We start from the raw sequence: 26,260 nt of genomic DNA, 5'->3' as shown, positions 1-26,260 counted from the left end.
GGGAGATGGGGGTTGCGCGAACCCCCGCTCCTCGTGCAAGGATCACGACGTTGCCCCGGAACGTGTAACCGTCCGTACGGGAAGGACCCCCTGCCTTGTCCGCTGTGCTCGCCATGCCCGCAGCCGTACGCCTCCGGCGTACGGCTGGTGTGCGGCGCGCGCTGCTGGTGGCGGGATTCCTCGGCGGTTTCCTGGCGCTGGCTTTCCTCTTCGGCGGCCACGCCCAGGCGGCGCAGTCACCGGCACCCAAGCCGCTCGGCCGGCCCTCGGTCTGCAAATTGCCGCGGTCCACACCCGCAGCGGCAAACGCCGAGCTCAGCGCCGTGCGGAAGCACGCCACCGCCCACCTGGCGGGTGTCGCGGACGGCGCGGCAAAGGTCCTGGAGCCGGTGCTTGACCAGGTCGGCAAGGTGACCAAGCCGATTACCGGCGGCACGAGCGGTGTTCCCATCGCGTTGCCTCTGCCGTCCTTGCCGACGCTCGGCGACATTGTGACCACCACACTGCCGCAGGTCGGCGCTACGGCTGCCGGGACCGCTCACGCTGATCCGGCTGTTCGTGCTCCCGCCGCTGAGGCGCAGCAGGACACACACACGGCTGCGACCGCGCATGGCTCCCGGGCGCTGGTGAAATCGGCGTCGGCCGTCATGGCCGCGTACGCCGACGTTCGGGATCACCGTGACGATGTGCGGGCGCAGGCCCGGACGGAGCGCCAGGCTCCGTCGGCACCGTCCGGCTTCCCCAAGGCGCCTTCTGTGCCCGCCACACCCGCGCACGCAGGCAACAGCAATTCGCCGCGCGGGGGCGGTACCCGTGCCGTACTTCCTTCGGCGCGCGGTGAGTTCGGCCTGGTGGCCGGTGCGCTGCGGGCGGGGAGCGGCACGGTGACGTACGACTGTTCTTCCGAAGTTCTCGAATTCCCGGCCTAGGGCAGACCTTTCCCCCGTCTGGACCTGCCGCGCGGGGGTGGACAGGTCTGCCCATCCCATCTCTTCAGCCTCGGAATTCGAAGGACGTACTCAAGCCATGCGCAAGAACTTCCGCCGTTCGATCGTCATCGCCGCCACCGCCACCGGCCTATGGGCCCTCGGCAGCGTCGCCGCCAACGCCGCCACCCTCACAAACCTGCCCGCCGCCCACACGGTGGCAGGCACCGTCACCGGCACTGCCACCAGCACCGTTACCTCCGTGAGCAGCCTGACGAAGTCGGTCGGCGTCAGCGGCGTCGAGAGCACTGTCACCAGCACCGTCAAGACCGTGACCGGTACGGTGAAGGGCCTCGCCACGGCGCCCGGCAGCGCCACGGGCGGGATCGTGGACAGCAAGATGATCACCGGTGGCGGCGGCGGTGGCGGGATCGTGCACAGCAAGATGATCACCGGTGGCGGCGGTGGCGGGATTGTGCACAGCAAGATGATCACTGGTGGCGGCGGCGGTGGCCGCACCTCCAAGTCCGCCGAGTCGGCCGGCTCGGCCAAGAGCGGCTCCGGCATCAGCGACGTGACCAGCAAGCTGCCCACCGCCGGTGTGCCGTCACTGCCGTCCGTTCCGTCCGTGCCCGCCGTCCCGGTCGGCAGCGTGAACAACCTGATCACCGGGCTGACCGGGGTCACCGGCATCGTCCAGCCGGTCGTGAACCAGACCACCTCGGACGTGCTCCCGCCGGTCGCGTCGCGCATAGTCGTCCAGCTGGTCCCGGTCGTCCCGTCCGTCTGACCGACACCCGACCCACTGGCACACCCGACACACCCGACACACCCGACACATCTAACGCCTGACGCACGGTGTCACCTACAGCCCCGAGCGGGCGGCTCTCACTATGGGAAGTGAGGCCGCCCGCTCGGCTTTTCCGCGTTGAGCGGACGGGTATCCGGGCAGTATTCGGGCATTATCCGGGCGGGTGAATGCATGGACAAAGCGATCTGTGACCGTTCTCACCGCTCTACTGCGATCTGCGATTTACCCCTCCACCCCGCACGGCGATAACCTGCGAGACGGACCTGCCGCGTGCTCGGACACCGTGTGCGCATCCCCTGTGACTGACCGAATCGTCACGTTGCCCGTAGCGGCACGCCCACGCAGACAACGAACCGCGATCACCAAGGACGGACGCGCGTGGACCTGTTCGAGTACCAGGCGAGGGACCTCTTCGCCAAGCACGGTGTACCGGTGCTGGCCGGTGAAGTCATCGATACGCCTGAGGCGGCGCGCGAAGTGGCCGAGCGTCTGGGCGGCCGAGCCGTCGTCAAGGCGCAGGTGAAGGTCGGTGGCCGTGGCAAGGCCGGCGGCGTGAAGCTGGCCGCAGACCCGGCCGACGCGGTCGAGAAGGCCAAGGCAATTCTGGGCATGGACATCAAGGGCCACACGGTCCACAAGGTGATGCTTGCCCAGACCGCCGACATCGAGGAGGAGTACTACGTCTCCTTCCTCCTCGACCGTACCAACCGCACCTTCCTCGCCATGGCCTCCGTCGAGGGTGGCGTGGAGATCGAGATCGTCGCCGAGGAAAACCCCGACGCGCTCGCCAAGATCCCGGTGGACGCCATCGAGGGCGTGACCGAGGCCAAGGCCCGGGAGATCGTCGAGGCGGCGAAGTTCCCGGCCGAGCTGCACGACCAGATCATCAATGTCCTGCAGACGCTGTGGACCGTCTTCATCAAGGAAGACGCGCTGCTCGTCGAGGTCAACCCGCTGGTCAAGACCAGCGACGGCAAGGTCATCGCGCTGGACGGCAAGGTCTCGCTGGACGAGAACGCCGCCTTCCGGCAGCCGGACCACGAGGCGCTGGAGGACAAGGACGCGGCCGACCCGCTGGAGGCGGCGGCCAAGGCCAAGAACCTCAACTACGTCAAGCTCGACGGCGAGGTCGGCATCATCGGCAACGGCGCGGGTCTCGTCATGAGCACCCTGGACGTCGTCGCGTACGCCGGTGAGGCCCACGCTTCCTCCCTGGGCGGCACCGTCAAGCCCGCCAACTTCCTCGACATCGGCGGTGGCGCCTCCGCCGAGGTCATGGCCAACGGTCTTGAGATCATCCTCGGTGACCCGGACGTGAAGTCGGTCTTCGTCAACGTCTTCGGCGGCATCACGGCGTGCGACGCCGTCGCCAACGGCATCGTCCAGGCCCTGGAGCTCCTCAAGTCCAAGGGCGAGGAGGTCAGCAAGCCGCTGGTCGTCCGCCTGGACGGCAACAACGCCGAGGTCGGTCGGCAGATCCTCACCGACGCCAACCACCCGCTGGTCGAGCAGGTGGACACCATGGACGGCGCCGCAGAGCGCGCCGCCGAGCTGGCTGCCGCGTAACGATCTGCGCGTCTCCGACACGACAAGGACTAGGTCCACACACACCATGGCTATCTTCCTGACCAAGGAAAGCAAGGTCATCGTCCAGGGGATGACCGGCTCCGAGGGCACCAAGCACACCCGTCGGATGCTCGCCTCGGGCACCAACATCGTCGGTGGCGTCAACCCGCGCAAGGCGGGCACGACGGCCGACTTCGACGGCACCGAGGTGCCCGTCTTCGGCTCGGTCGCCGAGGCGATCGAGAAGACCGGTGCCGATGTCACCGTCATCTTCGTACCGCCGAAGTTCGCCAAGGACGCCGTCATCGAGGCGATCGACGCCGAGATCGGCCTCGCTGTCGTCATCACCGAGGGCATCGCGGTGCACGACACCGCGTCCTTCTGGGCGCACGCGGGCAGCAAGGGCAACAAGACCCGGATCATCGGCCCGAACTGCCCGGGGCTCATCACCCCCGGCCAGTCCAACGCGGGCATCATCCCGGCCGACATCTCCACCTCCGGCCGGATCGGTCTGGTGTCGAAGTCCGGCACGCTGACCTACCAGATGATGTACGAGCTGAGCGACATCGGCTTCTCGTCGGCTGTCGGCATCGGCGGTGACCCGATCATCGGCACCACCCACATCGACGCCCTCAAGGCGTTCCAGGACGACCCCGACACCGACCTGATCGTCATGATCGGTGAGATCGGCGGAGACGCGGAGGAGCGGGCCGCGGCCTTCATCTCCGAGCACGTCACCAAGCCGGTCGTCGGCTACGTCGCGGGCTTCACCGCTCCCGAGGGCAAGACCATGGGCCACGCCGGCGCCATCGTCTCCGGCTCGTCCGGCACTGCCCAGGCGAAGCAGGAGGCCCTTGAGGCCGCGGGCGTCAAGGTCGGCAAGACCCCGTCCGAGACGGCTCGCCTGGCGCGCGCCATCCTCCAGGGCTGAGCGTTGCGGCTGGTGCCGCGCGAATCAGGAAGCGGGTCCGCCCCCGGCGATGGGATGCGGGCCCGCTTTCGTGTGAAGCCGGTCCGGGCCGGCGTGCCTGGCCTGCTTGGCCGGCGCTGTCATTGAGGGCTGAACTCTCCTCGCCTCACCTTCGGCAGGTCCGGCGCGCCCGCATCCGTACTTGCTCCGGTCCCGGCCTCAGGTACGGCCGGCATACGGCGCTCCGCCTCTGTCGTCGCAGCGTAGAGCGTCGCCGCCGCGACGGCGGCCGTCAACGCGAGCGCCCCGGCGGTCAGCCGACGCGTCCGGCGCTCGCTGCGCCTGCGTACGGCGGGCGGGGCCCAGGGCACCATCGCTGCGCAGTCGACGGCCAGCAGGGCGGCCAGCCGCGCCGGCAGCCCCGGTTCCGGGCCCGGCGCGGCCTCGGTGAGCGCGGCGCGTCCGCGGGTGATCCGGCCCGCGGCCGCCGGGGTGCTGGCCTGGCTCTCGGCCGCGGTTTCCGGCAGGTCCAGCCCCACACCGTCGTAAAGCAGCACCGCCTGCCGGTACGAGCGGGGCAGCCGCAGCAGGGCGGTGCGCAACTCGGCGTCGTGCCGCCTGGCGGAGGCCTTGCGGCGGTTGCGGCGCCAGGGCGCGAGGCCTTCCGCGTACGCCGCCGCGCGCACCCACGCCGCCGGATCCGGGGCGACCGCGACCTCCGGCCAGCGCTCCCAGGCCAGCACGAACGCCCGCCGCACCGCGCGCCGGGCGAGACGCGGCCTGCCGGTGAGCAGGTCCAGCTGCCGTATGAGGCTGCTTGCGCTGCGGTAGTAAAGGGCGTCGAACGCGGCCTCGGGCGATGATACGAATGTCTGCATAACGGCATATTCCGCGACACGGCGGTCAGGCGCATCCTGCCGGGGCGAAAGGGTTCTTCTTGGCAGCATGGGGTGCTGTGATCCAAATGACCGACCGCATCCCGTCGTTGTCGTCCGTACGCGCACGCGTACGTCTGAGGCAGCGTCCGCGCCTGCGCCCGCGAGGGGTCAGTGCTGACCCGGGCGCCTTTCTCGGCGGGGCCGTCGCCGCCGGACTCGGGCTCGGCGGGCTGGCGGTGGCCGTCATCCTGCTGTGGATCAGCTCGCCCTTCCCGGACGACGGGATCGACGGTGCGCTGCGCGTCGCCGCCGACCTCTGGCTGCTGGCGCACGGTGCCGGGCTGGTGCGGGCCGACACGTCCTCGGGGATTCCCGCGCCCGTCGCAGTGACGCCGCTGCTGCTCACCGCGTTGCCGGCCTGGCTGCTCTACCGGGCCGGGGCGGACGCGGTCGCGGAGGGCCGGTCCCGCCGGATCGCGGCGAGGGTGGGCTGGCTGGTCGCCGGATATGTGGCGGTGGGAGCGGGGGCGGTGACGTACGCGTCCTACGGGCCGCTGCACTGTGATGCGCCGGGTGCGCTGCTGCGGCTGCCGGTCGTCGCGGTCGTCGCGGCGGGGGCCGGGGCGTGGGCGGAATGCGGGCGGCTTCCGTCTGCCCGGCCTGCCTGGCCGCTGCGCGTGGTGCCGCAGGCGGCGGTCAAGGGCGCGGCGGCCGGCACCGCCGTGCTGCTCGGCGGCGGGGCGCTGCTCACCGCCGGCGCGCTGCTCTGGCACGCCGGGGCCGTCGGCGGTGCGTTCGGCCAGCTCAGCGCCGGGCTTGCCGGCCGGCTCGCCGTGCTTCTGCTGGCGCTGGCGCTCGTCCCGAACGCGGCTGTCTGGGGTGCCGCGTACGGGCTCGGCCCCGGCTTCGCGGTCGGCGCCGGCAGCATTGTCGCCCCGGCCGGCGCATCCGGTTACCGTGCCCTCCCCGACTTTCCGCTGCTCGCGGCCCTCCCCGCGCCAGGCCACGGCACCCCCCTGACCTGGGCCGCCCTCGCCGTCCCGCTCCTCGCCGGCGGCTCCGTCGGCTGGTTCGCCGCCGCCTCCGCCGCCTCCCGGGGCCGCGTGGCCCTGCACGCGCTCTACGCCGCCCTCATCTGCGGCGCCACCCTCGCGCTCCTCGCCCGGTACGCCTCCGGCCCCCTCGGTACGGGCACCCTTGCCGTCCTCGGGCCCTCCTGGCGGCTCACCGGCGCGTTTGCCTTCGGCTGGACGGCGGCCATCGGCGTCCCCGGCGCGCTTGCCCTTCGCAGGTGGCGGTCCCGTCATGGGGCACCCCCGCCCGCCCGCCCCTGACCCGGCGCCACCCGCACCGTCCTCAAGCGCCGGACGGGCTGGGTTTGTCCGGCCGGACCGGCGCGGCAGGTTTACCCCGGTCCGGGGTGCCGGTTCCTCCCCCAGCTACCTCCCGGCCGAAGGCTGGGGGAGCTAGCTGGGGGAGGAGCGGCAACCCCGGCACCGGGGCACCCGGCGCCGCACCGGCCAGCCCGGCGAGGGCAACGCCGTCACGTGTTGTTGGCGCCGAGGAAGGGGCGGAGGTGCTTGGGGAGGAGGTCGGCGCAGGCGTCGTGGGAGGCCGAGGTGAGGGCGTCGCGGGTGCAGGTGTAGTAGTCGTCGTAGACGAGGTGGGCGGTGAAGGCGGAGGCGATCAGGGCGAGGGCGATGCCGCTGGTGACGATGCCGCTGACGGCGGCGGTGCGCTGGGGCTTTTCGTCGCCGGAGGGCCGGGGCGGCTCGGGGATGGAGAGGGCCGCGGCCGCCGCGGCGCGGGCTGCGGCGCGCTCCTCGGGCTTCATGCGGAGGGAGCTGATGCCCCAGTAGAGAGCCAGGGCGGCGAGCAGGAGAGAGATGGGGGTCCAGTTGAGGAGGGCGGCGAAGAGCGCCCACATGCCGCAGAGCAGCGCGTAGCGGGCACGGCGCTGGGCCGGGTCGGTGGGGTCGAAGCGGGGGGCGCCGGGCGGGCCGGGGCGGGGGCCCGCGGGACGGCCGCCGAGGTCGCCGCCTTGGCGGCCGGGCTGCTGGGAGCTCCATTGGCTGCCCCAACGCGGCCGGCCCGCGTCATCCGGGGCGCCGCCTTGAGAGCCGCCCGAGCCACCCGGTTTGTCCGGGCCGCCTGAGTCGTCCGAGCTGTTCGAATCATCGGGCTGCCGTGGCTGCCACGGCTGCTCAGGCGCGTCCTCCGGGGGCGGGGCGAAGGGGTTGTCCCGTTCCGGGGAACGCCGCTCACGCAGCGCGGTGGCCATAATCATGGTTGCTTCCGTCATCCCCTTGACGTCGACTCCTCGTGTGGTTTCCCGGGAGACGCTACCCTCCGCACGCTCCCCCGTCCCATGGGGGCCGCGCTGAGTGCCGGTATCGTTGCTGACGGCCGACGGCCTCGTAGGGTTCCCTGGTTTCCCAGAGTGCCCCGGGTCGTACGAACCTCCAAATCCGATTGAGAGCCCCACCCGTGGCTGCCGCCCGCCCTGCCCGCCTCGTCGTCCTAGTGTCCGGCTCGGGTACGAACCTGCAAGCGCTGCTCGACGCCATCGCCGCCGATCCCGGCTACGGCGCCCGCGTCATCGCTGTCGGCGCCGACCGTGACGGCATCGCGGGGCTGGAGCGTGCGCGGCGGGCGGGTCTGCCGACGTTCGTGGTCAGGGTGCAGGACCACGGCAGCCGTGAGGAGTGGGACAGCGCGCTGGCGGCGGCCACGGCCGCGTACGAGCCGGATCTCGTTGTGTCGGCGGGCTTCATGAAGATCCTCGGCAAGGAGTTCCTGGCCCGCTTCGGCGGACGGATCGTCAATACTCACCCCGCGCTGCTGCCGAGCTTCCCCGGTGCGCACGGGGTGCGCGAGGCGCTCGGGTACGGGGTGAAGGTCACCGGCTGCACGGTCCACTTCGTCGACGACGGCATCGACACCGGCCCGATCATCGCCCAGGCGGCGGTGGCGGTCCTGCCGGAGGACACGGAGGAAGCGCTCCATGAGCGCATCAAGGAAGTCGAGCGCGGGCTGCTCGTCGACGTCGTGGGTCGCCTTGCCCGCGACGGCTATCGCATCGAGGGACGAAAGGTGACGATTCCGTCATGAGTGACACCAAGCGGCCGTTCCGCCGGGCACTGGTGAGTGTGTACGACAAGACCGGGCTCGAGGAGCTGGCACGCGGGCTGCACGAGGCGGGCGTCGAACTGGTCTCGACCGGCTCGACCGCCGCGCGGATCTCCGCCGCCGGTGTGCCGGTCATCCCGGTCCAGGACGTCACCGGATTCCCCGAGTGCCTCGACGGCAGGGTCAAGACCCTGCACCCCAAGCTGCACGCCGGCATCCTCGCCGACCTGCGTCTGGAGGACCACCAGCGGCAGCTGGCCGAGCTCGGCATCGAGCCGTTCGAACTGGTCGTCGTGAACCTCTACCCCTTCCGGGAGACCGTCGCCTCGGGCGCGACGCCCGACGAGTGCGTCGAGCAGATCGACATCGGCGGCCCGTCGATGGTCCGCGCCGCCGCCAAGAACCATCCGTCCGTGGCCGTCGTCACCAGCCCCGCCCGCTACGCCGACGTCCTCGCCGCGGCCAAGGACGGTGGCTTCGACCTGGCCGGCCGTAAGCGGCTCGCGGGCGAGGCGTTCCAGCACACCGCCTCGTACGACGTCGCGGTGGCGAACTGGTTCGCCGAGGGCTACGCCGCCGCCGACGACTCGGGCTTCCCCGAGTTCCTCGGCGCGACCTACGAGCGCAAGAACGTACTGCGGTACGGCGAGAACCCGCACCAGGGCGCCGCCCTCTACACCGACGGGCGCGGCTGGGGCCTGGCGCACGCCGAGCAGCTGCACGGCAAGGAGATGTCGTACAACAACTACGTCGACACCGAGGCCGCGCGCCGGGCGGCGTACGACCACGCCGAACCGACGGTGGCGATCATCAAGCACGCCAACCCGTGCGGCATCGGGATCGGCGCGGATGTCGCCGAGGCGCACCGCAAGGCACACGCCTGCGATCCGGTATCCGCGTACGGCGGGGTCATCGCCGTCAACCGGCCGGTGAGTGTGACGCTCGCCGAGCAGGTCGCGGAGATCTTCACCGAGGTGATCGTGGCCCCGGCGTACGAGGACGGCGCGGTCGAGGTGCTGGCCCGCAAGAAGAACATCCGGGTGCTGCGCGCGGCCGGTGAGCCGTGCGAGGTCAAGGAGTTCAGGCCGGTCGAGGGCGGGCTGCTGCTCCAGGTCAAGGACCGGCTCCAGGCCGAGGGCGACGACCCGGCCACCTGGACGCTGGTGTCCGGCGAGCCGCTGGACGAGGCGGGGCTGCGCGAACTGGCCTTCGCCTGGAAGGCGTCGCGGTCGGTGAAGTCCAACGCGATCCTGCTGGCGAAGGACGGCGCCACAGTCGGCGTCGGCATGGGCCAGGTCAACCGGGTCGATTCCGCGAGGCTCGCCGTGCAGCGCGCGGGCGCGGAGCGGGCGGTCGGATCGTACGCCGCGTCGGACGCGTTCTTCCCCTTCCCTGACGGGCTGGAGGTGCTGCTCGAGGCCGGGGTCAAGGCGGTGGCGCAGCCGGGCGGTTCGGTGCGTGACGAGGTCGTGATCGAGGCGGCGCAGAAGGCGGGCGTGACGATGTACCTCACCGGGACGCGGCACTTCTTCCACTGAGCGGGACGAGAACGGGCGCGTTCACCCCACCGTGTGTGGGGTGAACGCGCCCGTTCTCACTTGTGCCGGTGCGTCAGACCTTGACGACGAGGGTATTGAGGATCATGTCCGCTATGGTCTGCTTCTTGCTGGTCCACGCCGGCAGCAGCCAGCCGACGTAGCAGGCGAGATTGTCGATGACGTGCAGCAGCTCGCGCCCGAAGGCCAGCCCGAAGCCCACGTTCTGGCCGTCGGCCTCGCGGGCCAGGCGGACGCCCGCGGCCTTCTGGCCGATCGACTGGCCGCGGCTGCCCTTCTGGTAGGCCATGAACACAAAACCGGCGATGACGACCAGGAAACCGAGTGCGCTGAGGGCACCGGTCTTGGTCACGCTGCCGATGATGACCACGATGTACCCGGGCAGAAGGTATACCAGTGAGTCGAGCAGCCTCGCCCCGAACCGCTGCCACCAGCCCGCGAGGACCGGCCCGCCGTAGCCGGGACCCGGGTAGCCGGGCTGCTGCGGGTAGCCGTATCCGGCGGCGTTCGGGTCGTAGCCGGGCTGCGGGGCGCCCTGCGGGTAGCCGTAGCCCGGCTGCTGGGGCTGCTGCGGCGGCTGGCCGTAGGGGTTCTGACCGTACGGGTTCTGACCGTAGTGGTCGTTGGGGCCGGGGGGCGGGTAGCTCACGTGGCTCTTCCTCCGAGCGGATGATCGCATTAATGGGGACGTCAAAGGCATATCGTCGTGGCCATGCTCACCCGCTGTCCAGCAGCGGCGTATAACGCTCTGGCGCAGACCTGAGAGGATGGGCCCATGACCGCCCAGATTCTCGATGGCAAGGCCACTGCCGCCGCGATCAAGTCCGAACTCGCCGTACGCGTCGAAGCGCTCAAAGCACGGGGCATCACCCCGGGTCTTGGCACGATCCTGGTCGGCGACGACCCGGGCAGCCGCTGGTACGTGGCAGGAAAGCACCGGGACTGCGCGCAGGTCGGCATCGCCTCCATTCAGCGTGAACTCCCCGACACCGCCACCCAGGAGGAGATCGAGGCAGTCGTCCACGAGCTCAACGAGGATCCGGCCTGCACCGGTTACATCGTGCAGCTGCCGCTCCCCAAAGGCATCGACACCAACCGCGTCCTGGAGCTGATCGACCCGGCCAAGGACGCCGACGGCCTCGCCCCGATGAGCCTCGGCCGGCTGGTCCTGAACCAGCCGGGACCGCTGCCCTGTACCCCCAACGGCATCCTTGAGCTGCTCCGCCGCCATGGTGTCGCCACCAGGGGCGCACATGTGGTCGTCGTCGGCCGCGGCATCACCGTCGGCCGCTCCATCGGCCTGCTGCTCACCCGGCGCTCCGAGAACGCCACTGTGACCCTGACCCACACCGGCACCCGGGACCTCGGCGCGCTGCTGCGCCAGGCGGACATCATCGTCGCCGCGGCCGGCTCCCCGCACATCGTCAAGCCGGAGGACGTCAAACCGGGCGCCGCCGTTCTCGATGTCGGCGTCAGCCGTGACGAGGACGGCAAGATCGTCGGCGACGTCCACCCGGGCGTGGCCGAGGTCGCCGCCTGGATCTCCCCGAACCCCGGCGGCGTCGGCCCGATGACGCGGGCGATGCTGCTGGGCAATGTGGTGGGCGCCGCGGAGGCCGTGGAGCTCTCCACGGCCGGCACCGGCTCCGGCAGCTGACAACGGAAGGGGCGGTACCCACCATGCGTGGTGCAACGGCACCGAACGGCAGCCGGCCCAAGCACGGCACCCGGCCGAAAGCCCGCACGCGGCGCTTCCCGTCCATCACCCGGACCACCGCGCGCCCCGAGGGCGGCGGCCGGGCGGCCGCCCGGGATGCCCCGGCGCCGTACCGGCAGTGGCCGATCCTGGTGGTGCTGGGCGGCGTGGTGATCGGCCTGGTGATCACAGCGGCCGACGTATACCGCGCCGGGATCGTGCTCATCGGCGTATCGCTGCTGGTGGGAGCGGGGCTGCGCTGGCTGGTGCCGTCGGTGGGGATGCTGGCGGTACGGAGCCGCTTCACCGACGTGATCACATACGGGGCGCTGGGCGCCGCGATCGCGCTGCTGGCGCTGATGGCTCAGCCGAATCCGATCGTGGAGATCCCGTTCCTGGCTCATGTGATGCGCTTCACCGTGCGGTAAGACCCGCCCCTCAGGATTTCGCCCCGGGAACACGGCTCAACGCCGGACGCCGAGTAACTTTACATAGGGATACATCGGAATCCGCCGGAAAGTACCGCGAGAGGGACGAACTACTCCCATGGCCAAGATCAAGGTAGCCAACCCCGTCGTCGAGCTCGACGGCGACGAGATGACCCGCATCATCTGGCAGTTCATCAAGGACAAGCTGATCCTGCCGTACCTCGACGTCGAGCTGAAGTACTACGACCTCGGCATCGAGCACCGCGATGCCACGGGCGACCAGGTCACCATTGACGCGGCCAATGCGATCAAGGAGTACGGCGTCGGCGTCAAGTGCGCGACGATCACGCCGGACGAGGCCCGGGTCGAGGAGTTCGGCCTGAAGGAGATGTACCGCTCTCCCAACGGCACCATCCGCAACATCCTCGGCGGTGTGATCTTCCGCGAGCCGATCATCATCGAGAACGTCCCGCGGCTCGTCCCCGGCTGGACCAAGCCGATCGTCGTCGGCCGTCACGCCTTCGGCGACCAGTACCGCGCCACTGATCTGAAGGTCCCCGGCCCGGGCACCCTCACCATGGCCTTCACCCCCAAGGACGGCTCCGAGCCGCTCGAGCTCGAGGTGTACGAGTTCCCGGGCTCCGGTGTCGCCCTGTCGATGTACAACCTGGACGAGTCGATCCGCGACTTCGCGCGCGCCTCGCTCCGCTACGGCCTGACCCGCGGCTATCCGGTCTACCTGTCCACCAAGAACACGATCCTCAAGAAGTACGACGGCCGCTTCAAGGACATCTTCCAGGAAGTCTTCGACGCCGAGTTCGCCGCCGACTTCCGACACGCCGGCATCACCTACGAGCACCGCCTCATCGACGACATGGTCGCCGCGGCGCTCAAGTGGGAGGGCGGCTACGTCTGGGCCTGCAAGAACTACGACGGCGACGTCCAGTCCGACATCGTCGCGCAGGGCTTCGGCTCGCTCGGCCTGATGACGTCCGTCCTCATGACCCCCGACGGCAGGACCGTCGAGGCCGAGGCCGCGCACGGCACGGTCACCCGCCACTACCGCCAACACCAGCAGGGCAAGCCCACCTCCACCAACCCGATCGCCTCGATCTTCGCGTGGACCCGTGGCCTCGCCCACCGCGGCAATCTCGACAACACCCCCGAGGTCACCCGCTTCGCCGAGACCCTGGAGCAGGTCTGCGTCGAGACCGTCGAGTCCGGCCAGATGACCAAGGACCTCGCTCTGCTGATCTCGGCGGACACGCCGTGGCTGACCACGGAGGACTTCCTCGCCGCCATCGACGAGAACCTCCGCAAGAAGCTCGCCGCCTGACGGCAGCCCCCACGTGGCGGCGGCCCGTCCCCTCCCCCGGGGAGGACGGGCCGCCGTTTTTCCGTGTTCCCCCCTGCTGTGGTTCCCCCCGGTCGTGATGCCTCAGAAGTTACGGGTGCGGAGGGGACCCAGGCGTCCTGTGCGGGGTTGACGTTTCGCTGTAACCAGTGAGGTAGGGCAGTGGTTCCGTACAACTTCGGCGGTACGGCGGAAGGCCTGCCGTTCGCTGACGACGGGGCCGTCCGGGAGGGCTACGCTGCGCCGATGTGGAAGCTGGCGAGGAAGCTGGGGAGACCGCACCCGCTGGTCATGGACGTGACGACGGCGCTGTCGTTCGCCGTGGTGAGTGCGCTGCTCGGCCATGAGCCGCCGCCGGTGAACAGCTGGGCGGCGCTGGACGGGCCCGGGTATCTGCTGACCTGCCTGGTCAACCTGCCGGTCGTGGCACGCCGCCACGCCCCTGTCGCGGTGTGCGTCTTCGTCTGCGCCGGGTGGGTCTGGTTCATCGCGGCCGGGTACTGGCCGGTGGTGAACTGCCTCGCGCCACTGCTCGCGCTGTACACCGTGGCCTCGCTGCGGCCGGTACGGGTCGCGGCGGGATGTGCCTTGCTGGTGAGCGGGGTCTGGGTGTTCGCGGGGCTCATGGCCGAGGAAAGCTCGATGGCCACGGTGCTGGCGCAGAGCGTGGTGTTCACCCTGGTCATGTGCCGGTTCGGGGTCGCTGCCCGGGTGTCGGTGGAGCGTAATGACCAACTGGCGGCGCTCACCGAGCAGTTGCGGCGTGAGCAGGAGGAGCGGGAACAGCGGGCGGTCGCGGAGGAGAAGGGGCGGATAGCGCGGGAGCTGCATGATGTGGTCGCGCACCACATGTCGGTGATCTCGGTGCAGGCGGGGATGGCCGGTTATGTCTTCACGACCGATCCGGAGACCGCACGCGACGCGTTGCGGACCATTTCCGACACCACGCGTGAGGCACTGGAGGAGATGCGCCGGATGCTGCTGGTGCTCCGCGCGAGCCCTGCGGAGCCGGAGTCGTACGCTCCGATGCCGCGCCTGGAGCGGCTCGGCGATGTGGCGGACCGGGTGCGCGGTGCGGGAGTGCCGGTGGAGCTCCGGGTCGTGGGGGAGCCGCGGCCGCTGGCGCCGGGCGTGGAGCTGTGCGCGTACCGGATAGTGCAGGAGGCGCTGACCAATGTGCTGAAGCACGCCCCGGCGGCGCGGGCGGAGGTGCTGGTGGAGTACGAGCCGCACCAGCTCACGGTGCGCGTCATGGACGACGGCGACCGTACGGTTCAGGCCACAATCGCGCCGTCCGGGGGACACGGCTTGATTGGGATGCGGGAGCGCGCCAGGCTCTACGGCGGGACCGTGGTGATCGGACCGCGGGCCGAGGGCGGATTCTCGGTACGGCTGACCCTCCCCACCTCGGCCCCGGCCGGGCGCGAGCCGGTATAGGAGGCAGACACGCCTGTGCGGTCTCCGACCGCTCAGGGCGTCGTCCGGTGACGCGGGAGCGGCGGCGAAAGGGCCGTTCATGACCGGCCGGACACGGCCTGAGGGGGAAGAACTGACCAGGGTGCTCGTCGTCGACGACCAGTTCCTCATCCGGGCCGGACTCGTGGCACTGCTGCGGGCCGCACCGGACATCGAAGTCGTCGGAGAGGCGGCCGACGGTGCGGAAGCGGTCGAGCGGGCGGCGACGACACGCCCGGACGTGATCCTCATGGACATCCGTATGCCGGGTATGAGCGGCGTGAGCGCGACCGAGCGGATCCTGGAGCAGGCCCGCGACCGGCAGCCCTTGCCGCTGCCCCGGGTCCTGGTGCTGACCACCTTCGACCTGGACGAGTACGTGTACGCGGCGCTGCGCGCGGGGGCGTCCGGGTTCCTGCTGAAGGACGCGGGCCCGGAGCGGCTGCTGGCGGCCGTCGCGGCCGTCGCCGGGGGAGACATGCTCTTCGCGCCGAGCGTGACCCGCCGGCTGATCGAGGCCTATACGCGCGGTGTCGAGTCGTCCGCGGACACTCCGGCGGATCTGGACGCGCTCACGGCCCGTGAGGTCGAGGTGCTGCGGCTCATCGCCAGGGGGCTGTCCAATACGGAGATCGCCGACAGGCTCTTCATCAGTGAGGCGACGGTGAAGACCCATCTCAACCGGACGATGACCAAGCTGGACCTGGGCAGCCGTGCCCAGGCGGTCGTCCTCGCCTATGAGTCGGGCTTGGTCACCCCGCGCGCCGGTGGCGCGTAACGGCGCGCGGAGCACAGGGGGAACCGGGCCCGGTCGGACCTCGTCGCATACGGCGCGAGGGGGAGCGACCGTGGCACGTTGGCAGGCCCTGCCCGACACCCTGCCGCCGGAAGTGCGGCATCTGGTCGAGCAGTTGCGGAGGTTGAAGGACCGGACCGGGCTGAGCCTGGTCGAACTCGGCGAGCGAACCGCCGTCCCCCGTGGTTCTCCCCCTGGGGCGGCCCGAGTTGCGCTGACAGGACCGAGCTTCGCCGAACGCGTAAGGCCGTACGGCGGGCCTGGGACGCTCTGGGACGGACCGCGCTGTCAGCAGTGCGGTCCTCGGCGGGTGCGGGCCGTGCGGGGACGGGTTGGGACGGGACTTGGCGGGACTTTGGCGGGACTTGACGGGACTTGGCGGAACGGGGACCGGATGGGACGCGGGAGGGGACCCGGAGGGTACGATTCCGGCCGATCTGTCGGAATCCGGGATTCGGTCTGCTGTGCGACCGTACGGTGTGGCTGTGAGGGGGACGAAATGACGCGGTGGGAGCCATTGCCGGACACCATGACGGCTGACGCGCGCCGGCTCGCCGTACAGCTGCGCAGGATGAAGGACCGCAGCGGGCTGACTGTGCCCGCGCTGGCGGCGCGATCGGGGCAGAGTACCGAGTCCTGGGCGCAGTACCTCAATGGGCTGAAGGTGCCGCCGCGTGACGCGGTCGAAGTGCTCGGACAGCTCAGCGGTGCCGATTACGAGCGGCTGGGCGCCCTGTGGGAGCTGGCCCGGGCCGGCGGGGGTTCCGGTACGCCCGTCCCGGATCCGCTCGATCCGCTGGCGCCGGAGGAGGGGCTGCCCGCCGCCGCACCGGCCGGGCGGCCGGGGCGCGGGGGCCCGCTGGTCGTCGCGGTCGGCCTGCTGGCGGCCGCTGCCGCGATCGCGCTGATCGTCGTGCTCGGCAGCACGGCGGCCGCCCCGGAGCGGGTGGCCGGCCCGGGTGACGGGACCTCGCGGTCCGCCTCGGGGCCTGCGGGCGTTCCGGGCCTGCCGGGTGCGTCGGCCGGCACCGTGAACCCGGGGGCGGTCGCGGGCGCCGGGGGAGCCGTCGGCGGCGCGGTGGAGCCGGAGGTCATGGCGTCGGGCGCCGCCACGGCGGGGGAGCGGGGCGCAGGCACGGGCGCTGCCACCGCGCCGTCCGGGACGGCCGGGACGACCACGGGCGGGACGAGCCCCACGGCTACGACGGCCCCCACGACGGCCCCCGCGCCCACCACGAGCACGGTGCCGTCATCGCCGTCGCCCAGCCCCTCCGCCTCCAAGGGTGGCCGCCTCTGCCTGGGCCTGATCATCCTGGGCGTCTGCATCGGCGCTTAGCGGTGCGCGGCCCGGCCGCCAGTGCTCCCGTGCGCCCCCTTCCCGGGAACCGGTGGCCGTGCTTCGGCCCTCCCTCTGGGTAGCCAGATATCCAGAAAACACGATCTTTGGCAGTAACCGGGGATCAAGAGGGAACAAGGGGGAAACAATGGCCCGTTGGCGGCCACTGGCGGAGGATCTCGACCCACAGGTGAAGGAGTTCACCACCCAGTTACGGCGCCAGGTCGAGCGCAGCGGCCTGAGCGTGTCCGCGCTCGCCGACGCGACCGGCTACAGCCGCACCTCATGGGAGCGCTACCTAAACGGCAGGCTCCTGCCGCCGCGTCACGCCGTCGTCGCACTCGCCGACGTCACCGGGGCCGAACCCGGCCACCTCACCACCATGTGGGAGCTCACCGAACGCGCCTGGAGCCGCTCCGAGGGCCGCCGCGACATCACCATGGAGGCCGCCGCCGTCGCCGAGGCCCGTGCCGCCCTCGGCGAATTCGGGCCGCCGCCGCAGCTGGCCGACGAGCCCCGCCCGGCCACAACCGGGCGCCGCCGCCGCGGCCCGCTCCTGGTCCTCGGCGCCGCAGTCGTTGTCCTCGGCGCCCTCGCCGTCGTCCTGCTGCCCTTTCCCGGCATCGGCCACCACACCGAGATCGCCGGGCCGTCCCCCTCCTCCCCGGCCCCTTCCGCCTCCCCGTCCGCCCCCGCCCAACATGCGCTCGGCGTCACCCCCGACGGCGTCAAATGCACCGGCGCCGGCTGTGCGGGCAAGGACCCCGAAGCAATGGGCTGCGGCGGCGACAACGCCACCACGGCCGCGGCCACCTGGGTCGGCGGCTCGTATGTGGAGATGCGCTACAGCGACGTCTGTGACGCCGTCTGGGCCCGCATATCGGCCGCCGCCTCCGGCGACCGGGTCAGCGTCAAGACGGCGCGGCGCACCCAGCAGAGCCGTATCGGCAATGACGCCGCCACCTATACGCCGATGCTCGCCGTCACCGCCCCCGGCCAGGGCAAGGCCTGCGCCGTGCTCAGCGGCGGCGTGAAGGGCTGCACCGCGCCGGGTGCCACCACCTCACCGCGGTAGCCGTCCTGGGGCAGGCCCGGCCGCCGCGCGCGTTGGTGAGCCGGGCCACACGGGGCCGGGGCGTGCGCTCGGCCCCAAGCGGTATAGCCTGGCCTGGGTCTCTTGACGCCGAGAGATCCACGTTCCGGAGCACATGGGACGCTGCCGGGGCGGCCAGGGATCCAGCAGGACAAGGCCAGGAGAAGGCAATGACTCGCACCCCCGTCAACGTCACCGTCACCGGAGCGGCCGGTCAGATCGGCTACGCGCTGCTCTTCCGCATCGCCTCGGGGCAGCTCCTCGGCGCGGACGTGCCGGTCAAGCTTCGCCTCCTGGAGATCACACCGGCCCTCAAGGCGGCCGAGGGCACCGCCATGGAGCTCGACGACTGCGCGTTCCCGCTCCTCCAGGGCATCGACATCACCGACGACCCGAATGTCGCCTTCTCCGGCGCCAACGTCGGCCTGCTCGTGGGCGCCCGCCCGCGCACCGCCGGCATGGAGCGCGGCGACCTCCTGGCCGCCAACGGCGGCATCTTCGGCCCGCAGGGCAAGGCCATCAACGACAACGCCGCCGACGACATCAAGATCCTCGTCGTCGGCAACCCGGCCAACACCAACGCCCTCATCGCCCGGGCCTCCGCCCCCGACGTCCCGGCCTCGCGCTTCACCGCGATGACCCGTCTGGACCACAACCGCGCGCTCAGCCAGCTCGCGAAGAAGACCGGTGCCCCGCTCACCGAGATCCGCCGCCTCACCATCTGGGGCAACCACTCCGCCACCCAGTACCCCGACATCTTCCACGCCGAGGTCGCCGGCAAGAACGCCGCCGAGGTCGTCAACGACGAGAAGTGGCTCGCCGAGGACTTCATCCCCACCGTCGCCAAGCGCGGCGCCGCCATCATCGCCGCCCGTGGCGCCTCCTCCGCCGCCTCCGCCGCCAACGCCGCCATCGACCACGTCTTCACCTGGGTCAACGGCACCCCCGACGGCGACTGGACCTCCGCCGGTATCGTCTCCGACGGCTCCTACGGGGTCCCCGAAGGCCTCATCTCCTCCTTCCCGGTCACCGCCAAGGATGGCAAGTTCGAGATCGTCCAGGGCCTGGACATCAACGACTTCTCGCGTTCCCGCATCGACGCGTCCGTCCAGGAGCTCGCCGACGAGCGCGACGCGGTGCGCGAGCTCGGCCTCATCTGAGTTTTCACCGCCGGACCCCGTCCGGCGCCCGTGGTTCGCCCCCCGCCCCGGACGGCTCAGCCTCCCGGGGCGGGGGGAGCGGGCGACCGGTCGACACCATGGCCGGGCTGCCGTCGGTCAAGGGCAGCCCGGCCATGGTGACGGCGTCAGTACCGCGACGTAAACGCGTCCACGACCAGCAGGGCCGCACTGTTGTTCACGATCTTCACCCGGTGATACCCGGCGGCCAGACCGGTGATCTGGTAGTTCACCTGCCTGACCGGATACGGCGAGCCGCTGGTTGGGGGCGTCGAGGCACCTTGGTCAATGCCGTCGACATAGATCTCGACAGGGCCGCTGCTTGAGTTGCGCTGCGCCAACCAGGAGGCACTCGTGCCGTTGAAGGCGAAGCTGACGGCGGATCCGGACGTGGACGTGTAATGCACGTCGTCGGCGTAATCTCCGTAGCCCCGCGAGCTGGAATAGGCCCAGCCGCTGCCGGTGTAACTGACCTTCAAGCCGGTGTCGTTGGTGACTTGGCGATCGGCCTCTACGACGAACGCGTCGACGGTGAGCAGGCTGGCGGCGTTGTTCACGATCCGAAGCGTGTGCGAGCCCGGAACGAGGCCGGTGATGCTGTAATCCACCTGCTGGGTCGGGAACGGCGCCGCCGCCGTCACGGGCGTCACGGTGCCTTCGTCCACGCCGTCGACGTAGACCTCGACCGGTCCCGTGTGATCGCTGCGCTGCGCCAGCCAGGACACCCCACTGCCGGTGAATGAGAATGTCGCCGATGCGCCTGCGGAGGAGCTGTAGTGCACATCGTCCCCGTAGTCGCCGTAACCCCGTCCGGAAGAGTAGTTCCAGCCGCTGCCGGCATACGTCACCGCCGTCGCGGTGTCGTTGGAGGCCGACCACCCGGTTTCGGTCGTGAAGGCGTCGATCGTGACCAGGCTGTTGCTGCTATTGACGATCTTCAGGGTGTGCCATGCCGGCGCCAATCCGCTGATCCGGTAGTCGACCTGCTGGGTTGGGTACGGCGCCGCACTGGTCACCGGCGTGACCGTGCCTTGGTCCACGCCGTCGACGTAGACCTTGACCGGTCCGGTCTGGCCGCTGCGCTGGGCCAGCCAGGAGACCCCGCTGCCGTAGAACGAGAACTGTACTGTCGCTCCGGCGGAGTAGCTGTAGTGCACATCGTCGTCGAAGTCGCCGTAGCCGCGGTTGTTCGAGTAAGCCCAGCCGGGGCCGCTGTAACTCAGGCTGCGGGCATTGTCGTTGATCGTGCGCCCGGTGAGCAATCCGGCGTAGGCCGGCTCGAGCCCGGCTCCGGCCATGATGGTCTGCGCATCCACCGGGAAGCTGGTCAGGCTGTCGTAGTTGTTATTTACAGTGTTCGACGGGTCGGGTGTGCCGTGCAGCGTTCCGGAGCCGTTGCTGTAATTGAACTGCACGGTGTTGTTCTTGGCCGGCACGCCACAGCAGTTCTGGATGTTGCGGGATGCCTCCGAGCCGGTCTGGAGCACGTTGTACTGCACCGTCCAGTTGCCGGCGGTCGAGTCGAGGTACAGCGGGGCTCCGCCGGTGTAATCCTCGTCGTGCAGCCAGTTGTACTTCATCACGGACGGGCTGCTCATGGGCATCTGGGTGTAGAGAGCGCCACCGTCGTCGAGTACCCGCATGTCCTGGAAGATCTCGTTGTAGGTGACGGTTGCCCCTCCGCTGTAGGAAGTTCCTTCCCAGCCGAGGTTGACGCTGATCGCGGTGTAGGGCAGCTGCCCGATGGCGTTGTGGCTGATTGTGGTGCCAGTGGTGTAACCGACGAACACCCCGACGGCGCTGCGATAGACCTGTCCGGCGAACGTGATGGCGTTGTCGGTCACGGTGTTGCCGGTGACCTGATCGCCGGTGGCTGCCGTGCGGTCGGGCGTGTCGACGCTGCCGATCTGCACCGCGTTACCGCCGGTGTCGGTGAACCGCGAGCCGATCACCGTGTCGTTCTTGCTGCCGCGGCCGAGTTCGAGCCCGACGGTGGCCAGATGGGTGAAGGTGTCGCCGGAGAAGACGAGGTTGCTGTCGTGGTCAAACGTGACGTTGCCAGGTGTGCGGGTCAAGTCGCTCATCGGCACCTGGGTCATGCCGCTGCCGGTGATGCGCCAGCCGGCTTGCCCTTCGGCGTATCCCTCCGACGTACCCGGTACCAGCCAGGTGGCGTGCTCGAAGGTCAGGCCGCTGAAGGTGAGGTTCGACAACGGTGAGGTGCCGGTGCCGCTTCCGCTGACCAAGGTCTGCACAGTCGGTGCTTCGACGTCCGCACTGGCCAGGTTCTCACCCGGGCGCGGGACGTAGTAGAGCGTGCCTGTGCCGGAGTTGAGATAGAACTGGCCGGGGTTGGAGAGTAGTTCGTAGGCGTTCTGCACCCATGACACGTTGTACGGATACTGGTTGACCACGGCTCCGCTGGCGAAGTTGTACGGCAACTCGGCGTTGGTGTAGCACGGCTGCGCGAGGGTGATCGCCGTCCCCGAGGCGGCGGTTATCGGGCAGGACTTGTGCACCCAGGTGTTCTCGCTGACCACTTCGGCTCCGACCACGTCCGGCCAAGAGGCCATGCTGGAGTCGGGCGCGGTAAGCCCGCTTGAGGTCGCTGACCAGCCGGAGGGGTTGGACGGCCCGCGGGCGATCTGGGCTCGGACCCCGTCGACATACAGCTCGCGGGTGTGCAGTGAGGTGCCGACGGAAGCGCTCCAGATGTTCTTGGCGCTGTCGTGCAACGTCCAGCCGGTGATCTGCTGGGCGCCGCTGACCTCGGGCGTTTCGCCGGGGTAGGCCTGGTAGATGACGCGGTGCCCGCTCGTGCCGGAGTCGTGCGCGGCATCGCTGAAGGACCAGGTGGTCGAACGTCGGTAGACGCCACCGCGCAGATCGACGACGATGTCGCCGGTCATGGTCGCGGTCAGGCCCCGGACCACCGCCTGGGCGCCGTCCAGGCTGCACGGTGCGCTGAGGGTGCAGCCGCTGGTCGCGGTCGCCGCCGGAGATGCGTACAGCGTGACCTGTACGCTCGCCGACGCCGCCGGCGCAAGAGCAACCAGGCCTCCGGTTCCGAATACGGCCGCCGTCACAGCGGCGAGAACAGACATGAGTTTTGTTCTCCGGGCATGCCTCATCGGCGGGTGCCTCTCGGGTTTCGCGGCGGCCAACGTCGTGCGCTACGAGCTCGGACCCAGTCGCCGCGTCAGGATGGGACTACCGGACGCGGTACCGACCCCCACGGGGAAGCACACCACTTCCTATAGGATCCATGATCCTGCGACGAGGTCCGATGTTTGTCAAGACCATGAACTTTGGTTGTGGGTGCGGAAACTGGGTCAGTGCCGGTGCCCTTCTCCACGTCCCCGGTCTCCTCGACCACCAGCACCGCTCGGTGGGAGTGGTGACGTTGACGAACGCCGTCAACAGCTCTGCTTGAACGTGATCCTCCCGCCCCGGACGGCCCAGCCGCGCGGGGGCGGGGGCGGGCTGTGCCACCTCGGTAACGATGCCACCGAACGAACTCGACGAGGGGCGGCCGCCCCGCACCACGGACACCCAGGGGCGGTTGGGGCGCGCGACATGAGTCTCGCGCTCCCCTGCGTCCGACCTGCGCCATCTTCCCGGCGGTCTGATCGTGCGTCACCATGGACTCGCCCCTCCGACGACTTACAAAAGGGGCACCATGGGTGAACACGAAAAGCCGCCACCAGATCCCGGGCAAGGCGAACCGCCGCCCGGGAACGCGGACGGACAGGTACCGCCGCCACCCCCGTCGGGCGGCAAGCACAAGAAGTAGGAGCCGTGGGTCAATTCGGTGAGCAGCGTCGGCGCCTGGCGGCCGACATGGAACGGCGTGGCGACTGGCCCGCCGAATCCCCCTGGATCCGCCCGGCGATCGATGCCCTGCCCCGTCATCTGTTCGCCCCCGACCGACTGTGGCGCTGGGACGGCCACGCCTACGTGCCGGTGGACCGCGACGCCGACGCCGAGCGGTGGGCCGCTGAGGTGTACGCCGGACCCGACGAGGCGACCGTCACTCAGGTCACCGACGGCAGGGCTTCCTCCAGCCTGTCATGCCAGGCCGTAGTGGTGGACATGCTCGACTCCCTCACCCTGGAGCCCGGCCAGCGCGTTCTGGAGCTGGGTGCAGGCACGGGGTGGAACGCCGCCCTGCTGGCCTCGCGGGCGGGCCCGGGACGGGTGACCAGCGTGGAGCTGGATCCGGAGCTGGCCGTGCGTGCCCAAAAGCGTCTGGACGCGGCGCACGCGGGAGCGGCCGTCGAGGTGGCCGACGGGGACGCGGGCTGGTCGCAGAGCGCGCCGTACGACCGGGTGATCTCCACCTACGCCGTCGAACAAGTTCCTTGGTCCTGGGTGACCCAGACGCGTCCGGGCGGCCGGATCGTCACCCCGTGGGGTCGGCTGGGACATGTGGCCCTCACCGTCGCCAAGGACGGCCGGTCAGCGACCGGCTGGGTACAGGGCCTCGCCCAGTTCATGCCCGCCCGTGGCACTGACCCCGGCCGGGACTTCCGGCAGGTGCGCGGCGGCGGCCCGGCCCAGGACGAGCGGCCGGTCACGCGGGAACTGTGGTCGCTGCGCGATGACCCGCACCTGCGGTTCGCGCTGCGGGTCGCGCTGTCCGACGTGCACATTATGACGGCAGCAGACGATGACGGCCTGTCCGCCTGGCTCCATGACGGCGCCTCGTCGTGGGCGACGCTCTCCGCCCTCGGCGGCGGCCGTACCGTCGCACACCAGGGCGGCCCGCGCCGCCTGGCCGATGAGCTGGAGCGGGCGTGGGACCGGTGGTTGGCCGAGGGCAAGCCGGAGCTGTACGACTTTGGCATGACCGTGGAGCCGGACCGACAGTACGTATGGTGCCGTGACGCGGCCACCGGCCCGCAGTGGCCGGCGCAGGAGCCGGGTCACATCCCGCTGGCGGGCTGACGCCCTGGCGCTATGCCGCCGCCTGCCACGTCGGGGAGGCCCAGCGCGCGTTCCGCTGAACCTCTGCCTCACTCGGCTACGTCCTCGTCCTCGCTCCAGGGCTGGTGCCGGAGCGGGGTGGCTTCGTAGTAGCTGTTCGCCTCGGAGTCCTCCGGTAGGAAGCCGTGGCCCGCGACGGTGGTCTCGTCCGGTCCCAGTATGCGTACGCCGTCGAGCAGCCTGTTCTCCCAGGCATCGGGCTTCGCAGCCTCTTGAATCCGGCAAGCAGGTGACCGAGGAACTGGACATCGCGCTGTGCGGCCGCGCCGTCCGGTCATAGCCGCGACTCCGCCGTGCCTACGGTGGACTGCCGGGGATGCCGGACCGCAGCCTGGGCCAGAGCATCAGCCGGAGGGATGGTCAGTTCGCACCAGACAACCTTGCCGGAAGTCGGGGTGGGGGTACATGTAGCCCCAGCGCGTACTCATGGACTGGACGAGGAGAAGTCCCCGGCCGCTCTCGGCATTGTCGTCGGCCGACTTGGCGACAGGCGGGCAGCGGTCGTGGTCGTAGACCTCGATGACGAGCCGGCCGACGCAGTACGTGAGCGTGAGGACGAACCGGCCCACTGGCAGCCGGATTTCCCAGGGCGGGGCGGTCGGCGGCTGAACATGCCTGATGGCGTTGGTACTGAGTTCCGAGACCAGCAGCCGGGCGACCTCGATCACCTCGGACGGCAGCCGCCATCTCCGTAGGACGTCGGTGGTGTGGTGTCTGGCCCACGCCACGGCGTTGGGCTCACAGGCCAGCTCAAGGCGGCTGCTGAGCGGCCGGGGATGGTGCGTCATCCTGACCTCCTGCACGGAAAGGTTGAGGCGGGCGGGTGGAGGCGGTGGCTCGCCGCCCCTGCGGGCATACCGCAGCCCGGGAGGCATGCGGCATGGATCGGGCGGTGCACTTCCGCAACGGGGAAGACACGTTGACAGCGAGCCGTCGACGCTCCTCTGTAACGGAAGCAACACTTACGGTAGATGAAGAGGGGTTACATGTTCAACCTAGTCGCGAGATTCGATAGACCCTGCTGCTCGACCAGGGGCACACTGTGAGCCGAGCCTTGAGGAGAGACCGCGTTGGCACTGCGAACCACAACCACCGAACGGCAACGTCGACTCGGCGCAGAGCTAAGAAAGCTGCGCGAAAAAGCGGGTTTGACGGTAAGTGACGGCGGGGCCTTCATCGACATGGGTCGCGTGCACCTCACACATGTCGAGAGTGGTCGCACCGCCATCGCCTCGGCTCGGCTACGTAAGCTCTGCGCTTCGTACGGGTGCACTAGTTCAACCCTTGTCGACGCCCTGGTGAGTATGTCCGAGAGCACCGGGAAGGGCTGGTGGAGCGGCTACAAGGGCAAGCTCTCGCCATCGACACTGGATTTGGCGGAGTTCGAATCGCAGGCGACCGGCCTGCGCTCCTTTGAGTCGCTGTTCATCCCCGGTCTGTTCCAGCTGGAGCACTACACGCGCGCTATCTTCCGGGCCAGTGACACGGTGACTACGCGGGAGGAGGTCGAGACGGCGGTCGCCTTCAGGATGGACCGACAGGCGATCCTCGCCGACGAGGACCCGCCCGAGGTCCACGCAGTCATCCACGAAGCCGCGTTGCACATGCGGTTCGGCGGCGCGGCGGCGATGCGCAAGCAGCTACTCCGGCTCGTCGAACTGGCCGATCTCCCGAACGTGGCCATCCAGATCCTGCCGTTCACCGCTGATGGAGTCTCAGCCTTGAACACGCCGTTCTGTTTTCTCTCCTCGCATGCGGGAGCACTTGAGACGGTGCTCGTGGAGCACCCTGCCGAGTCGATGTACCTACACGCCGCTGACTCGATCTCCAAGTACCGACGGCAATTCGACCGGCTGTCGGCGGCCGCACTCCCGCCGGTGGACACCAAGGTCACGCCGGTCAGCCACGACTCACGAGACTCGCTTGGCCTGATCCAGTACGTCCTCTACACCCTCTAGTGTCTCGTGATCCTGCAGTCGTTACTTTGATCGATGGGGCTCGTTGGTTCTGGCATGGAGCTCTCTGTGGAACAGACCGCTGAGTTGCGGGAGTTGGTGAACAGTCGCGACGTGCCGGCTGTCGTGGCGACGCGAGCGCGGATCGTGCTGTGGTCGGGTGAGGGGCGGCGGCGCAAGGATGTTGCCGAACTGGCCGGGGTTTCC

The 26,260-nt window shown here is 70.0% G+C and carries 23 protein-coding genes and 1 pseudogene; 18 read left to right on the top strand and 6 right to left on the bottom strand.

The window, feature by feature from the left end; translation table 11 throughout:
* Window positions 1-95: 95 nt before the first annotated feature.
* From FCI23_RS02380 to sucD, 4 genes are all read left to right on the top strand, one after another.
* Window positions 96-929 carry a hypothetical protein gene (locus FCI23_RS02380; RefSeq protein WP_136721748.1) on the top strand — a complete coding sequence of 278 codons (834 nt, stop codon included), beginning with the start codon at window positions 96-98 and terminating at the stop codon, window positions 927-929.
* 97 nt (window positions 930-1,026) lie between these two features.
* Window positions 1,027-1,716: a hypothetical protein gene (locus tag FCI23_RS02375; RefSeq protein ID WP_136721747.1), complete on the top strand. Its 690-nt coding sequence runs from the start codon at window positions 1,027-1,029 to the stop codon at window positions 1,714-1,716.
* Between the two features lie 399 nt (window positions 1,717-2,115).
* Window positions 2,116-3,303, top strand: a complete 1,188-nt coding sequence (gene sucC / locus FCI23_RS02370) for an ADP-forming succinate--CoA ligase subunit beta (RefSeq protein WP_136721746.1) — start codon at window positions 2,116-2,118, stop codon at window positions 3,301-3,303.
* 46 nt (window positions 3,304-3,349) lie between these two features.
* Entirely contained in the window at window positions 3,350-4,234 is an 885-nt protein-coding gene (gene sucD, locus FCI23_RS02365) for a succinate--CoA ligase subunit alpha (protein ID WP_136721745.1), read from the top strand.
* Window positions 4,235-4,353: 119 nt separating this feature from the next.
* Here sucD and FCI23_RS02360 read toward each other — a convergent pair whose 3' ends face one another.
* A complete protein-coding gene (locus FCI23_RS02360) occupies window positions 4,354-5,091 on the bottom strand; it encodes a sigma factor-like helix-turn-helix DNA-binding protein (RefSeq protein ID WP_246143226.1) in 738 nt (245 codons plus the stop codon).
* Window positions 5,092-5,177: 86 nt separating this feature from the next.
* On the opposite strand from FCI23_RS02360, the gene FCI23_RS02355 reads away from it, so the two are divergent.
* Window positions 5,178-6,425: a cell division protein PerM gene (locus FCI23_RS02355; protein WP_136721743.1), complete on the top strand. Its 1,248-nt coding sequence runs from the start codon at window positions 5,178-5,180 to the stop codon at window positions 6,423-6,425.
* Window positions 6,426-6,634: 209 nt separating this feature from the next.
* Here FCI23_RS02355 and FCI23_RS02350 read toward each other — a convergent pair whose 3' ends face one another.
* Window positions 6,635-7,393, bottom strand: coding sequence for a hypothetical protein (locus FCI23_RS02350; protein ID WP_136721742.1), 759 nt, complete (start codon window positions 7,391-7,393; stop codon window positions 6,635-6,637).
* A 185-nt stretch (window positions 7,394-7,578) separates the two neighbouring features.
* On the opposite strand from FCI23_RS02350, the gene purN reads away from it, so the two are divergent.
* Together purN and purH are read left to right on the top strand one after the other, a co-directional pair.
* Window positions 7,579-8,202 carry a phosphoribosylglycinamide formyltransferase gene (purN, locus tag FCI23_RS02345; protein ID WP_136721741.1) on the top strand — a complete coding sequence of 208 codons (624 nt, stop codon included), beginning with the start codon at window positions 7,579-7,581 and terminating at the stop codon, window positions 8,200-8,202.
* On the top strand, window positions 8,199-9,758 hold the full coding sequence (gene purH, locus FCI23_RS02340) for a bifunctional phosphoribosylaminoimidazolecarboxamide formyltransferase/IMP cyclohydrolase (protein ID WP_136721740.1): 1,560 nt from the start codon (window positions 8,199-8,201) through the stop codon (window positions 9,756-9,758). Before purN ends, purH begins: the two co-directional genes overlap by 4 nt.
* Window positions 9,759-9,831: 73 nt before the next feature.
* Here purH and FCI23_RS02335 read toward each other — a convergent pair whose 3' ends face one another.
* Window positions 9,832-10,425 carry an RDD family protein gene (locus FCI23_RS02335; RefSeq protein ID WP_246143225.1) on the bottom strand — a complete coding sequence of 198 codons (594 nt, stop codon included), beginning with the start codon at window positions 10,423-10,425 and terminating at the stop codon, window positions 9,832-9,834.
* A 126-nt stretch (window positions 10,426-10,551) separates the two neighbouring features.
* On the opposite strand from FCI23_RS02335, the gene FCI23_RS02330 reads away from it, so the two are divergent.
* The 8 genes from FCI23_RS02330 to FCI23_RS02295 all read left to right on the top strand — a co-directional run bounded on the left by FCI23_RS02330 (window position 10,552) and on the right by FCI23_RS02295 (window position 19,094).
* Complete coding sequence (locus FCI23_RS02330; RefSeq protein ID WP_136721738.1) at window positions 10,552-11,433, top strand: bifunctional methylenetetrahydrofolate dehydrogenase/methenyltetrahydrofolate cyclohydrolase; 882 nt, start codon at window positions 10,552-10,554, stop codon at window positions 11,431-11,433.
* A 23-nt stretch (window positions 11,434-11,456) separates the two neighbouring features.
* On the top strand, window positions 11,457-11,900 hold the full coding sequence (locus tag FCI23_RS02325; protein WP_136721737.1) for a DUF3017 domain-containing protein: 444 nt from the start codon (window positions 11,457-11,459) through the stop codon (window positions 11,898-11,900).
* 118 nt (window positions 11,901-12,018) lie between these two features.
* Window positions 12,019-13,236 (top strand): NADP-dependent isocitrate dehydrogenase, encoded by a 1,218-nt coding sequence (locus tag FCI23_RS02320; RefSeq protein WP_136721736.1) that lies wholly within the window; start codon window positions 12,019-12,021, stop codon window positions 13,234-13,236.
* Window positions 13,237-13,500: 264 nt separating this feature from the next.
* The gene (locus FCI23_RS02315; RefSeq protein ID WP_407645924.1) at window positions 13,501-14,691 is read left to right on the top strand and encodes a sensor histidine kinase; all 1,191 of its coding nucleotides are present in this window, start codon (window positions 13,501-13,503) and stop codon (window positions 14,689-14,691) included.
* Window positions 14,692-14,770: 79 nt separating this feature from the next.
* Window positions 14,771-15,487: a response regulator gene (locus FCI23_RS02310; RefSeq protein WP_246143223.1), complete on the top strand. Its 717-nt coding sequence runs from the start codon at window positions 14,771-14,773 to the stop codon at window positions 15,485-15,487.
* 517 nt (window positions 15,488-16,004) lie between these two features.
* Window positions 16,005-16,841 carry a helix-turn-helix domain-containing protein gene (locus tag FCI23_RS02305; protein ID WP_169316663.1) on the top strand — a complete coding sequence of 279 codons (837 nt, stop codon included), beginning with the start codon at window positions 16,005-16,007 and terminating at the stop codon, window positions 16,839-16,841.
* A gap of 148 nt (window positions 16,842-16,989) precedes the next feature.
* Window positions 16,990-17,916, top strand: coding sequence for a helix-turn-helix domain-containing protein (locus tag FCI23_RS02300; RefSeq protein WP_136721734.1), 927 nt, complete (start codon window positions 16,990-16,992; stop codon window positions 17,914-17,916).
* A 188-nt stretch (window positions 17,917-18,104) separates the two neighbouring features.
* Window positions 18,105-19,094, top strand: coding sequence for a malate dehydrogenase (locus tag FCI23_RS02295; protein WP_136721733.1), 990 nt, complete (start codon window positions 18,105-18,107; stop codon window positions 19,092-19,094).
* Window positions 19,095-19,240: 146 nt separating this feature from the next.
* On the opposite strand, the gene FCI23_RS02290 is transcribed toward FCI23_RS02295, so the two are convergent.
* Entirely contained in the window at window positions 19,241-22,216 is a 2,976-nt protein-coding gene (locus FCI23_RS02290) for a hypothetical protein (protein ID WP_136721732.1), read from the bottom strand.
* 694 nt (window positions 22,217-22,910) lie between these two features.
* On the opposite strand from FCI23_RS02290, the gene FCI23_RS02285 reads away from it, so the two are divergent.
* A complete protein-coding gene (locus FCI23_RS02285; RefSeq protein WP_322973789.1) occupies window positions 22,911-24,059 on the top strand; it encodes a methyltransferase domain-containing protein in 1,149 nt (382 codons plus the stop codon).
* Between the two features lie 68 nt (window positions 24,060-24,127).
* Here FCI23_RS02285 and FCI23_RS02280 read toward each other — a convergent pair whose 3' ends face one another.
* Together FCI23_RS02280 and FCI23_RS02275 are read right to left on the bottom strand one after the other, a co-directional pair.
* The gene (locus FCI23_RS02280) at window positions 24,128-24,376 is read right to left on the bottom strand and encodes a hypothetical protein (protein ID WP_136721731.1); all 249 of its coding nucleotides are present in this window, start codon (window positions 24,374-24,376) and stop codon (window positions 24,128-24,130) included.
* 66 nt (window positions 24,377-24,442) lie between these two features.
* The gene (locus FCI23_RS02275) at window positions 24,443-24,886 is read right to left on the bottom strand and encodes an ATP-binding protein (protein ID WP_246143222.1); all 444 of its coding nucleotides are present in this window, start codon (window positions 24,884-24,886) and stop codon (window positions 24,443-24,445) included.
* 282 nt (window positions 24,887-25,168) lie between these two features.
* Between FCI23_RS02275 and FCI23_RS62255 the strand changes: the two are divergent.
* Together FCI23_RS62255 and FCI23_RS02270 are read left to right on the top strand one after the other, a co-directional pair.
* Window positions 25,169-25,381, top strand: a pseudogene (locus FCI23_RS62255) (helix-turn-helix domain-containing protein); the annotation flags it as partial.
* 21 nt (window positions 25,382-25,402) lie between these two features.
* Window positions 25,403-26,056 carry a DUF5753 domain-containing protein gene (locus FCI23_RS02270; RefSeq protein ID WP_246143289.1) on the top strand — a complete coding sequence of 218 codons (654 nt, stop codon included), beginning with the start codon at window positions 25,403-25,405 and terminating at the stop codon, window positions 26,054-26,056.
* Window positions 26,057-26,260 lie beyond the last annotated feature (204 nt).

The sequence above is a fragment of the Actinacidiphila oryziradicis genome, from assembly GCF_005047355.1.
GTDB classification, from domain to species: domain Bacteria; phylum Actinomycetota; class Actinomycetes; order Streptomycetales; family Streptomycetaceae; genus Actinacidiphila; species Actinacidiphila oryziradicis.
Note: the sequence above shows the minus strand (reverse complement) of the source record. Positions and strands in the feature narration are given on the sequence as shown.

Bases quoted from the DNA above. Each gene is read 5' to 3' on its own strand.
- FCI23_RS02375 (WP_136721747.1), top strand. From the start codon at position 1,027: ATGCGCAAGAACTTCCGCCGTTCGATCGTCATCGCCGCCACCGCCACC.
- FCI23_RS02295 (WP_136721733.1), top strand. From the start codon at position 18,105: ATGACTCGCACCCCCGTCAACGTCACCGTCACCGGAGCGGCCGGTCAG.
- FCI23_RS02360 (WP_246143226.1), bottom strand. From the start codon at position 5,091: ATGCAGACATTCGTATCATCGCCCGAGGCCGCGTTCGACGCCCTTTAC.
- FCI23_RS02310 (WP_246143223.1), top strand. From the start codon at position 14,771: ATGACCGGCCGGACACGGCCTGAGGGGGAAGAACTGACCAGGGTGCTC.
- FCI23_RS02270 (WP_246143289.1), top strand. From the start codon at position 25,403: ATGTCCGAGAGCACCGGGAAGGGCTGGTGGAGCGGCTACAAGGGCAAG.
- FCI23_RS02320 (WP_136721736.1), top strand. From the start codon at position 12,019: ATGGCCAAGATCAAGGTAGCCAACCCCGTCGTCGAGCTCGACGGCGAC.
- FCI23_RS02325 (WP_136721737.1), top strand. From the start codon at position 11,457: ATGCGTGGTGCAACGGCACCGAACGGCAGCCGGCCCAAGCACGGCACC.
- FCI23_RS02275 (WP_246143222.1), bottom strand. From the start codon at position 24,886: ATGACGCACCATCCCCGGCCGCTCAGCAGCCGCCTTGAGCTGGCCTGT.
- FCI23_RS02305 (WP_169316663.1), top strand. From the start codon at position 16,005: ATGACGCGGTGGGAGCCATTGCCGGACACCATGACGGCTGACGCGCGC.
- FCI23_RS02330 (WP_136721738.1), top strand. From the start codon at position 10,552: ATGACCGCCCAGATTCTCGATGGCAAGGCCACTGCCGCCGCGATCAAG.
- FCI23_RS02355 (WP_136721743.1), top strand. From the start codon at position 5,178: ATGACCGACCGCATCCCGTCGTTGTCGTCCGTACGCGCACGCGTACGT.
- purH (WP_136721740.1), top strand. From the start codon at position 8,199: ATGAGTGACACCAAGCGGCCGTTCCGCCGGGCACTGGTGAGTGTGTAC.
- FCI23_RS02300 (WP_136721734.1), top strand. From the start codon at position 16,990: ATGGCCCGTTGGCGGCCACTGGCGGAGGATCTCGACCCACAGGTGAAG.
- FCI23_RS02280 (WP_136721731.1), bottom strand. From the start codon at position 24,376: ATGACCGGACGGCGCGGCCGCACAGCGCGATGTCCAGTTCCTCGGTCA.
- FCI23_RS02315 (WP_407645924.1), top strand. From the start codon at position 13,501: ATGTGGAAGCTGGCGAGGAAGCTGGGGAGACCGCACCCGCTGGTCATG.
- sucD (WP_136721745.1), top strand. From the start codon at position 3,350: ATGGCTATCTTCCTGACCAAGGAAAGCAAGGTCATCGTCCAGGGGATG.
- FCI23_RS02290 (WP_136721732.1), bottom strand. From the start codon at position 22,216: ATGTCTGTTCTCGCCGCTGTGACGGCGGCCGTATTCGGAACCGGAGGC.
- FCI23_RS02350 (WP_136721742.1), bottom strand. From the start codon at position 7,393: ATGACGGAAGCAACCATGATTATGGCCACCGCGCTGCGTGAGCGGCGT.